The 12809-nt window shown below is 60.8% G+C and carries 10 protein-coding genes and 1 pseudogene; all 11 read left to right on the top strand.

Annotation, left to right across the window (positions count from 1 at the left end; translation table 11 throughout):
• Positions 1–72: 72 nt before the first annotated feature.
• On the top strand, positions 73–963 hold the full coding sequence (locus OMP38_RS32845; protein WP_277568791.1) for an ABC transporter permease: 891 nt from the start codon (positions 73–75) through the stop codon (positions 961–963).
• A 15-nt stretch (positions 964–978) separates the two neighbouring features.
• Positions 979–1860, top strand: a complete 882-nt coding sequence (locus tag OMP38_RS32840; RefSeq protein WP_277533773.1) for a carbohydrate ABC transporter permease — start codon at positions 979–981, stop codon at positions 1858–1860.
• A gap of 39 nt (positions 1861–1899) precedes the next feature.
• Entirely contained in the window at positions 1900–3600 is a 1701-nt protein-coding gene (locus OMP38_RS32835; RefSeq protein ID WP_277568790.1) for a sensor histidine kinase, read from the top strand.
• Positions 3601–4157: 557 nt separating this feature from the next.
• A complete protein-coding gene (locus OMP38_RS32830; RefSeq protein ID WP_277568789.1) occupies positions 4158–4970 on the top strand; it encodes a DeoR/GlpR family DNA-binding transcription regulator in 813 nt (270 codons plus the stop codon).
• Between the two features lie 103 nt (positions 4971–5073).
• Positions 5074–6826 (top strand): annotated as a pseudogene (locus OMP38_RS32825) (class I mannose-6-phosphate isomerase).
• A gap of 13 nt (positions 6827–6839) precedes the next feature.
• Positions 6840–7373 (top strand): hypothetical protein, encoded by a 534-nt coding sequence (locus OMP38_RS32820; RefSeq protein ID WP_277568788.1) that lies wholly within the window; start codon positions 6840–6842, stop codon positions 7371–7373.
• The gene (locus OMP38_RS32815) at positions 7297–7806 is read left to right on the top strand and encodes an ROK family protein (RefSeq protein ID WP_277569028.1); all 510 of its coding nucleotides are present in this window, start codon (positions 7297–7299) and stop codon (positions 7804–7806) included. The genes OMP38_RS32820 and OMP38_RS32815 overlap by 77 nt, the downstream gene beginning before the upstream one ends.
• Positions 7793–10237, top strand: a complete 2445-nt coding sequence (locus OMP38_RS32810) for a glycoside hydrolase family 38 N-terminal domain-containing protein (protein WP_277568787.1) — start codon at positions 7793–7795, stop codon at positions 10235–10237. Before OMP38_RS32815 ends, OMP38_RS32810 begins: the two co-directional genes overlap by 14 nt.
• 311 nt (positions 10238–10548) lie before the next feature.
• Positions 10549–11190 (top strand): Crp/Fnr family transcriptional regulator, encoded by a 642-nt coding sequence (locus OMP38_RS32805; RefSeq protein ID WP_277568786.1) that lies wholly within the window; start codon positions 10549–10551, stop codon positions 11188–11190.
• 43 nt (positions 11191–11233) lie between these two features.
• Complete coding sequence (locus OMP38_RS32800) at positions 11234–12073, top strand: ABC transporter ATP-binding protein (protein ID WP_277568785.1); 840 nt, start codon at positions 11234–11236, stop codon at positions 12071–12073.
• Complete coding sequence (locus OMP38_RS32795) at positions 12006–12770, top strand: ABC transporter permease (RefSeq protein WP_277568784.1); 765 nt, start codon at positions 12006–12008, stop codon at positions 12768–12770. The genes OMP38_RS32800 and OMP38_RS32795 overlap by 68 nt, the downstream gene beginning before the upstream one ends.
• Positions 12771–12809 lie beyond the last annotated feature (39 nt).

Genomic DNA, 12809 nt, shown 5'->3' with positions numbered 1-12809 from the left:
ATCAGGGGCTGCCCGGCAAGTCAGGTCAGCCCCTTCTTTTTGAATCGAATCTAGCGCATAGGTGGAGATGCAATGAATAACCGATCGTTTATCCGACACTACCATTTCATGCTGCTGCCCGGCATCGCTCTCCTGCTCGTATTCAGCGTCATCCCCATGCTCGGCATCGTCATCGCCTTCCAGGATTTCCAGCCGACGCTCGGCATCTTCCGCTCGGATTGGGTCGGCTGGGAAAATTTCCAGTACATGTTCGACTTGCCGGACAGCCGCACGATTTTCGTCAACACGCTGTCCATCGCGTCCTTAAAGATCGTGGCCGGCATGGCCGTTCCGTTCGTATTCGCGCTGATGCTGCACGAAGTCATGAACATGAAGTTCAAGCGAATCGTCCAGACGATCGTTTATTTGCCTCACTTTATGTCCTGGGTCATTCTATCCGGCATTCTGGTCAATCTGCTGAGCCTGGAAGGCATCGTCAATCAGATCGTCCAGTGGTTCGGCGGCCAAGAGATCATGTTCCTGCAGAGCAATTCCTGGTTTCGGGTCATTCTGGTGGCGAGCGACGTCTGGAAGGAATTCGGCTTCAACACCATTATTTATATTGCCGCGCTGACCTCGATCAACGCGAGCCTGTACGAGGCTGCCGCGATCGACGGCGCCAACCGCTTTCAGCGGCTGCTTCACATCACCATACCCGGCTTGCTCCCCACGATCATCCTGCTGGCGACGCTCAGTCTGGGCAACGTGCTGAACGCCGGCTTCGAGCAGATTTTGAACCTGTACAATCCCGTCGTCTACCAGTCCGGCGACATCATCGATACCTACGTCTATCGCGCGGGCTTGCTGGAGATTCAATACGGCCTCGCTACCGCCGTCGGCTTGCTGAAGTCGATCGTCAGCTTCCTCCTGATCGCCGTCTCTTACTTGCTCGCCGCCCGTTTTGCCAACTACCGCATCTTCTGACAGGAGTGACGATTCATGATACGCGGAAGCAGCCGTGCCGTCGACTGGACGATCTATCTGATCTTGAGCCTGATCGCCTTTTTTTCCATCGCGCCGATTCTCAATACGCTGGCCATCTCGTTCAGCGGCAAAATTCCGGCGATGGCCGGCCAGGTTTTTTTCTGGCCGGTCGAATTTAATCTGAGCGCTTACGAATCCATCATGCGGGACCGCAATTTTTTCATTTCCTTCGGCGTATCGATCGAACGGGTGCTGCTGGGAGGCGCGATCAACTTCGTGATCACGGTGCTGATGGCTTACCCGCTGTCCAGAACCGCCAAGCTGTTTCCCGGCCGGAACGTCTACATGTGGTTCGTCATCTTCTGCATGCTTTTTAACGGCGGCTTGATCCCGTGGTACATGACGATCTATTCGCTCGGCCTGCTGGATTCGATCTGGGCGCTCGTGCTGCCCACGGCGGTGCCCGTGTTCAACGTCATCCTGCTGATGAACTTCTTCAAGGGCATTCCGAAGGAGCTTGAAGAGGCGGCCAACATGGACGGGGCGGGTCCCTGGAAAACGCTGTCCGTCATTTTCGTTCCGATCTCGCTGCCGGCGCTCGCGACGGTCACCTTGTTCTCGATCGTCGGCCACTGGAACGCCTTCTTCGACGGCATGATCCTGATGCAGCACAAGGAGCATTGGCCGCTGCAGACCTACATCCAGCAGCTGATCATCAGCGTGAACTCGATCATGAATACGACCGATCCCGAGGAGATCAAGCGGCTGACCAACATGTCCAGCCAACTGCTGAACTCGGCGAAGGTCATGGTTTCCATGGTGCCGATTCTGTTGATCTATCCTTTTCTCCAAAAATATTTCGTGAGCGGCATCGTGCTGGGCGCGGTGAAGGAGTAAGATGAAGAGACCATAAGAGCGGGAAGGGCGGATCGACCGTTGCTAGCGAAGTGGGGAAAATCGATCAAACTCAGACATAAGCTGTTCATCTCCTATCTCGCCGTCACTTTGATCCCGCTCTCGATTCTCGGCGTTTATTCCTATCAGCAGTCCAAAGAAGTGCAGCTGAAGCAGGCGAACGTCGTGCTGCAGGACAATCTGGGCAAGATCGACGACAGCCTGAGCTACAAGCTGCAGCGCTTCGACGCGGCGATCGAGCTTATCAGCTACAATCCAAACTTCTCCCACATTTTTAACGAAGAATACAAGAGCTACTATACGATGTACCTCGATCTGAAGGAGATCGTAGACCCGCTTATCAATACGACGACCTCGCTCAACAGCGACATTCAGCGGATCGTCATCTACACCGAGAACAACGTGACCGAACGCTTCAACTCGATCATGCCGATCTCTGCCGTGGAGCACGCCTACTGGTACAAGGAAGCGATGGAGACGATCGACACGCGCTGGTATATCGAAAACGGAAAGGTGTTCGGCGTCAGGCGCATCTTCGGCGACATCAACTACGACAAGAAAAACCTCGTCTACGTGGAGCTTGTCCCGGAATTCCTGCAAGACTCGCTGAATCTGCCCGATCTGCCGGAAGCCGCGGCGGTCATCGCCGACAGTCGCGGCAAGGTCGTATACGCGAGCGGGCCGGCTTCGGGGCGGATGGGGGACGCCGCGGCCCTCGTCGAGCGGCGGCTGCAGGGCGCGGCCGACGACCATCCGGAATATCTCTGGCTGCATCGCGAACTGAGAGCGTCCAACTGGTCGCTGTCCCTGATGGTTCCCGACGACGCGCTCACGATCAGCCCCTGGAAGATTCTCCGGGCGACGCTCATCATCGAAGGACTCTGCATCGTTGTCCTTCTGCTCGTCGGCTGGATTTTTTCCCGCGTGTTCGTCCGCCGGATCCAGCGCCTGAACCACAAGATGAAGCTGGTCGAGGAAGGGACGCTGACGATCAGTCTCAAGGTCCACGGAGGCGACGAGATCGGAGAGCTCGAATCGCGGTTCGGCAAGATGCTGGCCAGCATCAACCAGTTGATCGAAGAAAGCTACAAGAGCAAGATCGTTCAGCGGGAGGCGGAGCTGAGGGCGCTTCAGGCCCAGATCAATCCGCATTTTCTGTACAACTCGCTGTCGGTCATCAACTGGAAAGCCATCGACGCGGGCGCCGAGGACATCAGCCGGGTCGCGGGCATCCTCTCGACCTTCTACCGGACGACGCTTAACCAGGGCAACGACCTGATCCTGATCAAGGACGAGCTGCTGAACACGAAGTCATACCTCGAGATGCAGCTCATCATGCACGACTACAACTTCGACGTCGAATACGAGGTGGACGACGCCCTGCTGGAGCAGCGGATGATCAAGCTCGTCCTTCAGCCGATCGTGGAGAACGCCATCGAGCACGGCATCGACCAGAAGCGCGAGGGAAGAGGCATGCTGCGAATCTGCGGAAGCATCGAGGAAGACGAAGAGACGCTCGTATTCACGGTGGAGGACAACGGGCCGGGCATGCCCGCCGGCGTCGCGGAGGAGGTGCTCGTCAAGCAGTCCCGCGGCTACGGGCTTCGCAACGTTCACCAGCGGATTCAGGTGCAGTACGGCAGCCGGTACGGAGTCGAAGTCGCGAGCGAGCCTGGCCGGTGGACGCGGGTGAGCGTGACGATCCCGGTCTCCGATGTTTGAGGAACGATACGCTGCCGGGGAACCACCTAAAGCACATTAGCCTCACGCGCCTTCGCATGGGCTGTGCTCCCCAGGTTCACGATGACCGTATACGCACGATGGATGAGATGCCTTACTTACACAAACTTCTTGACGCTACCTCGAAGAGGCGTCGTTAGTGTCCATTGGCGCTTATCGGCATGGAATGGCACGATTTTTTTCGAGTCATTCCGCTCCCAGGCTGCGGGGTCTACGGAGTTGCACGGTTTTTCCGCGTTAATCGCTCCCAGGTGGCGGTTTCTGCGGAGTTGCACGGTTTTTCCGTGTTACTCCGCTCTAAGGTGGCGGTTTCATCCAATCCGCATAGCGTCCGAAAGAAACGTATCCGCGTTCGAAAATGTACGTATGCGCCGACGGAACCGCCAGCGCGTCCAAGACCTCTTGTATGCCTCTTCGCTTTTATCGAATGCAGTAAACAGAACTCAGGGCGCCCTTCAGGGTGCCCTAATTTTGCGCCTAAGGCTGAGATTACGATGTTCATTTATGATAGAATGAGAAAAAAATGACGAGGTGCGGCGATGCTGCCATTGCAAAGGAAGCAATTGTTGATCGATTATTTGGCCGACAAAGGCGTGGCCACCATGCGGGAGTTGAGCGATCGCTTCGGCGTGTCCGAGATGACCGTCCGCCGGGATCTGAACGCGCTGGAGCAGGAGAACCTGATCCGCCGCTCCCACGGCGGCGCCGTCTACCTGGGGACGAGAGCGGAGCCGGGACAGGACGGACAGGGCCAAGACGCGCCGGGACAGGACGAGCCGGCGCTTACGGACAAGCAGGCCCACAATCGGGACGTCAAGGAACGCCTGGCGGCTTATGCCGCGCAAAGGTTCGTGAGCGACGGCGATATCGTGGCCATAGAGAACGGCACGACGGTGTCCCCTATGGTCGATCTCCTCGGACAGATGAACGAGCTGACCCTGCTGACCAACGGCCTGGATACGCTGAACCGGTTTCGGCCGCATGCCGGCGACCGGCGAAGCGCGATCGTCTGCGGCGGCATTCTCCGGGAAAAGTCGGGCACGTTCGTCGGCCCTTTGGCGGAGGAATTTTTTTCGCGGTATCAGGCCGATACGCTGTTCCTGTCCGCGCTCGGCTATACGCCGGAGATCGGCTTCACCGATCCGAACCTGATGGACACGCAGGTCAAGATCGCGATGATCCGCGCGGCGCGGCGCGTGGTCATGCTGCTCGATTCCTCGAAGATCGGCAAGCGGTTTTTCGCGCCGGTCGCCGTCCTGAAGGATATCGACGTCTTCGTCACCGACGCGGGCATTTCCCGTGAAGACCGCGAGCTCATCGAGAGCAGCGGCGTGGAGCTTCATATCGTTTAGCGAAAATCTAACAATATCGCACATAAAATTGATCGTTTGATGTGTTCATTTGTGATAATATCTGATAATATGTGATCAGATCACGCAAAGGAGCTGTACGATCATGCCACCACGCTACGACAAAGAGCCCTTCATCGCGATTAAGGGACGGGAAGACGAGGTATGGGCGGGCTACGAAGCGATCGCGGCCGAGCTCGGCTCCGCCATCGAACGCCTGGGCGGGCGCAAAGCCGTCGTCGTCCTGGAATGCTATCCCGGCGTCCGGCAGGAGGAGGTCGTCGCGGGCTGCGAGCGGACGCTCGGCGCCTTGACGGTCGTCCGCGCCGAAGAAGCGGCGCTGCCTCCCGCGGAGGTCGACCGCATCGTCGGGCGCTACATGACGGATGACCGCGTATTCGGCTTTATGGCGCCTTTTCAGGCGGAAGAGTTCTACGATCAGGCGCGGATCGCCGCGCTGCGCGAGCGGATCGACGCGGTCCGGGAGGGCGTCGTCCTGATCATCGGCTTCGGGGCATCGCTCGTCGCGCGCGGGGATTTGCTCGTCTATGCCGACTTGGCGCGTTGGGAGATCCAGCAGCGGTACCGTTCCGGAGAGCTGGGCAACTGGCGGGCGGAACGCAGCGAGCGCGACATTCTTCGCCTGTACAAGCGGGGCTTTTTTTTCGAATGGCGCATGGCCGACCGGCTGAAGAAGCGGCTGCTCGGCTCGATCGACTATTACCTGGATACCAACGCCAAGGCGTCGCCCGTCATGGCGACCCGCGAAGCGTTGTTCGACGGCCTGGCCCAGGCGGCGAAGCGGCCGTTCCGGCTGGTGCCCTACTTCGATCCCGGCGTATGGGGAGGCGAATGGCTGGAAGCGCATATCGACCTGCCCAAGGCTGACCATCCGTATGCCTGGGGCTTCGACGGCGTGCCGGAGGAGAACAGCCTTTACCTGCGCTACGGCCCGCATCGACTCGAGCTGCCGGCGATCAACCTGGTGTTTTTCCGCTCGATCGAGCTGCTTGGCGAGAAGGTGTACGCGAGATTCGGCGCCGAGTTCCCGATTCGCTTCGACTTCCTGGACACGATCGGCGGCCAGAATCTGAGCCTGCAAGTGCACCCGACTGCGGAGTACATCCGCGAGCAGTTCGGCATGGCCTACACGCAGGACGAGAGCTACTATATTCTGGATGCCGCGCCCGGTGCCGAAGTGTATCTGGGACTGCGCGACGGCGTCGCGCCGGACGAGATGATGTCCGATCTGCGCAAGGCGCAAGAAGGCGGTTATACGTTCCCGGCGGAGAAGTATACGAATACGTTCCCGGCCAAAAAGCACGATCATTTTCTGATCCCGGCCGGCACCGTGCATTGCTCGGCCGCGGGCTGCATGGTGCTGGAGATCAGCGCGACGCCGTACATCTTCACGTTCAAGCTATGGGATTGGGACCGGCTGGGACTGGACGGCAAGCCGCGCCCTGTGCATATCGATCACGGCGAGCGGGTCATTCGCTGGGACCGGACGACGAAGTGGACGGAGGCGCAGTGCGTCAACGTCATCGAGCCGGTCGCGGAGGGGGAAGGGCTGGCGCGAGGAGCGCACGGGACTGCACGAGCTCGAGTTCATCGAGACGCGGCGTCACTGGTTCTCGGAGCCGGTCCTGCACGAGAGCAACGGCAGCGTGCACATGCTCAACCTGATCGAAGGGGAGGAGGCGACCGTAGAGAGCCCGGACGGCGTTTTCGAGCCGTTCGTCGTTCGCTACGCCGAGACGTTTATCGTCCCGGCATCGGTCCCCGCTTATACGATTCGGCCGAGCGGCGCCAGCGAAGGCAAGACGGTAGGCACGATCAAGGCTTATGTCCGGGCATAGGGGGGAACAGGGCATGACATCGTCCGTGGTGATCGCGCTGGATGTCGGCGGCACGCAGATTAAGGCGGGGGCCGTCGTGGGCGGGAAAATAATCGAAGCGAGCGTCGGACATTACGAATCCGGCGCCGGCCTGGCGGCGGGGGATACGATCGGGCATTTCGCGGCCATCGTCGCGGACATCCTGCGCAAGTGGGGGACGGATGCCCGCGTGGACGGACTGGGCCTTGCTTTTCCCGGACCGTTCGATTACGAAGCGGGCGTCAGCCGCATCCGGGGGCTGGGCAAGTTCGACGCGCTGTACGGCCTGCCCGTGGGCGGCCTGCTCGAAGAGGCGCTGCGGGCCGACGAGCGGACGGGCACCCGGCTGGCGCCGCATTTTCGCATCGCGTTCGAGAACGACGCCGCGCTGTTCGGTCTTGGCGAGACGGGTCCCGGCGGGGCCGCGGAGGGGGGCGGGGCGCGTCGTCTGCCTGACGATCGGCACGGGTCTCGGCTCGTGCTTCCTGGAGTCGGGGCGTCTCGTGAAGACGCGCGCGGACGTGCCTAGCGACGGCTGGCTGTACGCGACGCCCTACAAGAACAGCATGGCCGACGACTATATTTCGCGGAGAGGCGTTCTGCAACTCGCTCCGCGGTTCGGCTTCGAGGACGCCCGCTTGGACGTACGGGATCTGGCCTTGCTGGCGGACGGGGGGGACGCCGCGGCGCTGCGTCTCTTTCATCGCTTCGGCGAGCGAATGGCGGAGATACTGGCGCAGCCGCTCCTTCGATACCGGCCGGAATCGATCGTGCTCGGCGGGCAGATCTCCAAGAGCGCGCATCTGTTCGCGCCGGCCTTCCGGCAGAAGCTCGCGGAGTCCGGTACGCACGGGGTAGTCCGGGTCGGCCGCGACACGTTGACCAGCACGCTGCTTGGCATATACAGATTTATGACGGAAACGACTTTCTTGACGGGGGAGAACGTTGATGCCAAGCATTAAGAGAAAGTGGAAGTTATACGTGATCCACCATTCGCACACGGACATCGGATACACGGAAAGACAGGAAAAAATCGAGCAGTACCAGGTCGACTTTATCCGGCAGGCGCTTGAGATCAGCGAAGCCTCCCATACGGCAGAGCATCCCGAGTGGAAGGGCTTCAAGTGGACCTGCGAGGCGTTCTGGGCCGTCGAGCGGTTCCTTGAAGAGGCCGAGGACTTGGAAAAAGAACGCTTCGTGCAGGCGCTCCGCAGAGGCGATATCGAGCTGTCCGGCACTTATTTGAACATGACGGAGCTGGCCGGCTACGAGCTCCTCGCCGACATGGCCGGCCGGGCCGGCAAATTCGCGGCGTCGCACGGCCTGCGCGTACGCTCGGCGATGACGGCGGACATCAACGGCTATAGCTGGGGCTACTCGCAAGCGCTGGCGGACGCTGGCATCGAGCATCTGCTGAGCTGCATTCATACGCATCACGGCATGTTCGCGATCGGGCGCAAGCAGTTCCCGTTCTACTGGGAGACGCCCAAGGGCGATCGCCTGCTGGTGTGGAACGGCGAGCACTATATGATCGGCAACGATCTCGGCCTCAATCCGGACGGCACGTTCTCCTATTCCATCCAGGACGAGACGCCGATCCGCGGGATCGCCGAGGACCACTGGCAGCTGGCGGAGACGAGAATCGGCCGGTATCTGGCCCAGCTGGAAAAGGAGGACTACCCGTACGACTTCACGGTGGTGAACGTCTCGGGCCAGCTGCGCGACAACGCCGCGCCGAACGGCCGCATCATGAGCTTCATCCAGGAGTGGAACGCGAAGCACGGCGACCGGATCGAGATCGAGATGACCACGCTGAACCGCTACTTCGACCTGGTGAAGGAGCAGGACGCGCCGATCCCGGTCTACAGAGGCGATTGGCCGGATTGGTGGTCCGACGGCGTCGCCTCCACCGCCATGCATACCCAGATCTTCCGCGGCGCGCAGCGCGCGTTGTCCGTCGTCAAGAAGCTTGACCCAGATAGACTAAGCGTCAAGCAAGAAGAGATCGAGGAAGCGCAGCGGCAATTAATCATGTACGCCGAGCATACGTGGGGCTATCACTCCTCGATCTCCGAACCTTGGCATCCGATGGTGCAGGAGCTGGGCGTCCGCAAGGAGGCGTACGCCGCGCATGCGAGCCGCCTGGTCCAACGTTCGCTCGATCGCGTGCTGCGCGCTCGCGGAGACGTGCTGCTGCGGGCGAGCCGCGCGTTCACGTTTACGGTCGTCAATTCGTTCGATTACCCGGTTACGGATGCAGCCTATTTCTATCTCGAGGAGAACTGGGAAGCCGACTACTTCAGACGGGGCTTGGAAGTTGCGGACGAGCAGACGGGCGAGGTCGTGCCGCACCAGCAGGAGACGGTGAGCCGAGGTTACCAGATCGCGATCATGGCCAAGCTCGGCGCGCGGGAAGAGAAGCGCTACGTCATTCGCGAGGCTTCGGGGCAGCCTGCAGGACGCACGACGAGCAGCACGCGCCTTGTCGGCGCGGACCGTATCCACGATATCCGGGACCTCGTACCGCTGGCCGGCGCCGCCGATCAAGCGGCCGTGACCGAGAACGGCATCGAGACGCCTCATATGCGGATCGCGTGGCGGAGCGGAGCGGGCATCGTCTCCTGGATCGACAAGGGGACGGGCAGGGAGCTCATCGATCCGAACCAGGCGCATCCCGCCTTCACGCCCGTATACGAAGTGACCGCAGGCGAGCACGGCGACCAGATGACGGTCCGCCGGATCATGGGCCGCAACCGCAAGGGCATGAACGTCAAGCGCTCCGCGGGCGCGCTGACCGGCGTCAGGTCGATCGCGGACGGCCCGCTGTACGCGGTCGTGGAGCTGCGCTACGAGGTCGAAGGGATGAGCCACTACTCGCTGTTCCTGAAGGTGTACAAGGATCAGGCGCGCGCCGACGTCTCCGTGCGCATGCACAAGACGAGCGTGTGGGAGCCGGAGAACGTCTACGTGTCCCTGCCCTTCCTGCGGAAGGACGGCGGCGAGCTGTGGTTCGACAAGGCGGGAGCAGCCGTAAGGCCGGGCATCGACCAGATCCCGGGCACGCTGACCGACTTCTACTGCATCCAGGACGGACTGGCGCTGGTGTCGCCGTCCGGCGGACTTGCGATCGCGACGCCGGATACGCCGCTGATGCAGACCGGACCGCTCGCGTTCGGCGAGCGCAAGGTGCAGGGACAAGCGCGGGACGAGGCGCCCACTTTGTACGCGTGGGTGCTGACGAATTACTGGGAGACCAACTTCAAGGCGACGCTGGGCGGATTTTACGAATTCCGCTACACGCTGCAGTGGGGCGGGGCGCTGAATTCGGCGGAGCGAGCCCTGCGCGTCAGTCGCAGCGTAAATGCGGGTACCGTGGCGTTTAGAAGCGTATAAATTCCGTTCATTCATTATTCTTTTTCTTCAAAAGGTTGTCTCCAAGGCCCTTTCGGCCTCGGGACAACCTTTTTTCTCTGCGACAGAAAAATAAACGTACAAATCTCATGACCATGGTTTTCTACGCGGCCGCCCTTTTACAAATAAACAAAGCTTGGTCTCTTATTTTGTCGGGCAGCCGACTTTTTTTTAAAGGAAACGATGAAATATAATCATAAATACCGATCAGCAAACTAAGGATTTATAAGCGGACAGAGAGGGGCTAGGCGAGCATGCGCCAAGAAAAGATGTCCCCCTATTCGGAGGGGGCCATGCCAAATAATGGCGAAGCCGAGCAGCTCGCGCTGGCCGGGCTCTTCGAGACATTCGGCGCTTCCCGGGACGTGAAGAAGAACGCCTTTATTTTCAGGAGCGAAGAGGAAAGTCAGGACATCTACTTCGTTCGGGACGGGCTGGTGAAAATCTCGCAGTTCGCGCAGGAAGGTCAGAGCATCACTTTGTTCCTGCGGCACAAGGGCGAGGTGTTCGGCGCGGCAGAGGTGCTGACGGGGGAGAAGCGGCAGCGTTACGCGCGATGCATCACGGACAGCCGCATTCTATCGATTCCCGCTTCTTCCTTCATCGAATTGCTCAAGCAGCATCCGGACGCCCTCTACGCGCTGACGGTCGCCAACGCCCGCCGGCTGCTGCAGACGCAGCGCTACGTGGAGACGCTCGTGTCCCGGCCGGTGGCGTGGCGGCTGGCGCAGCTTTTGCTGCAGCTCGGCGTGCGCTCCGGGAAGGAGACGGTCGTCACGCTTCCGCTGAGCCACGAGGAGATCTCTTATGTGATCGGCTGCAGCAGGCAGACGGTGACCGAGACGCTCGGCCGATGGCGGGACGAAGGCATCGTCCGCTATGAGAGGAAGCAGGTCGTCATTTTCGATACGGAGGCGTTCGAAGCGCACATCTAACGATACGACGACACGAAAAAGAAAGCGATGGAGGTGGCGGAGCATGATCCGGTTAGAAGGCGTCAGCAAGACGTTTGCGCAGCGGGGCGGCGTCGGCTACACGGCATTGGAAGACATCGGCTTCGAGATCGGGAAGGGAGAGTTCGTCTCCATCCTCGGTCCTTCGGGCTGCGGCAAGTCCACGCTGCTGAACCTGGTGGCGGGACTGGAACGGGCGGATCGCGGCCGCGTCGAAGCGAACGGCAAGGCCGTCGCGGCTCCCGGGCCCGACCGGATCGTCGTGTTCCAGGACCATGCGCTGTATCCCTGGCTCACCGTGCTGGAGAACGTCGCGTTCGGTCTCAAGCAGAAGGGGATCGGGAAAAAGGAGCGCCGCGAGCGGGCCATGGAGCAGATCCGCGCCGTCCATCTGGGCAAGTTCGCGGACCGCTATCCCCACGAGCTGTCGGGCGGGATGAAGCAGCGGGTGGCGATCGCGCGGGCGCTCGTCATGGATCCGGAGATCCTGCTCATGGACGAGCCGTTCGCCGCGCTGGACGAGCAGACGAGGCTGCTGCTGCACAAGGAGCTGGAGCAGATCTGGCTGAACACGCGCAAGACGATCTTGTTTATCACGCACAACATCCGGGAAGCGGTCACGCTGTCGGAACGGGTACTCGTCATGTCCACCCGGCCGGGCCGGATCAAAAAGGAGTTCCGCGTACAGGCGGCGCGGCCGCGGGAGCCCGGCGACTCCGTGCTGCACCATATCGAGAGTCAGATCATGGATACGTTGGCCGCCGAGCTGGAGAAGGTGGCGAAGGAGGAATACGGCGATGACTACACTTTGGAGAAAAGCCCTCTTTCTCCTTCTGCTGCTCATAATCTGGGAGACGGCATATAGGACGATGCACTGGGGCTGGCGCTTCCCGTCGGCGCTGCAGACGATGCGGACGTTCTATGACGGAATGGCGGACGGCCAACTGCTCAAGGCGACGCTCGGCAGCCTGCGGCGCATCCTCGTCGCGTTCGGGCTGTCGTGCGCCATCGGCATCATGCTCGGCGTCCTGTTCGCCCGGAGCCGGCTGCTGGACGAGACGTTCGGCTTTGTCGTCGTCGCGCTGCAGACGGTGCCGAGCATTGCCTGGCTGCCCTTTGCGATCATCTGGTTCGGGCTGAACGACTTCGCCGTCGTGTTCATCACGACGATCGGGGCGACCTGGACGATGACGATCGCGAGCCGGAGCGGGATCAAGAACATCCCGCCGATCTATGTGAAGTCTGCGCAGATGTTCGGGACGGGCCGCGGTCTCCGTCTCTTCTATCAGGTGATGGTCCCCGCGGCGATCCCGCAGCTCATCACGGGCATGCGCATGGCCTGGGCATTCGCCTGGCGGGCGCTCGTCTCCGGCGAGCTCATCGCGCGCGGCGTCGGGCTCGGGCAGCTGCTGGAGGAGGGGCGGAGCCTCGGCGACACGTCGCTCATGCTCTGCATCGTGCTCGTGATCGCGATTCTCGGCACGATCTCCGACCACCTCGTCTTTAAGCGCATCGAGGACCGGGTCTTGACGCTGTACGGGCTTCAGACGGCCAAAGCCTAAGCTTAAATTGAAAAAGGAGAATGAACCATGTTTAAAAAA

Source organism: Cohnella ginsengisoli (assembly GCF_029525555.1).
Taxonomy (GTDB): Bacteria; Bacillota; Bacilli; order Paenibacillales; family Paenibacillaceae; genus Cohnella; species Cohnella ginsengisoli.
This window is presented reverse-complemented; position numbering and strand designations above follow the sequence as displayed.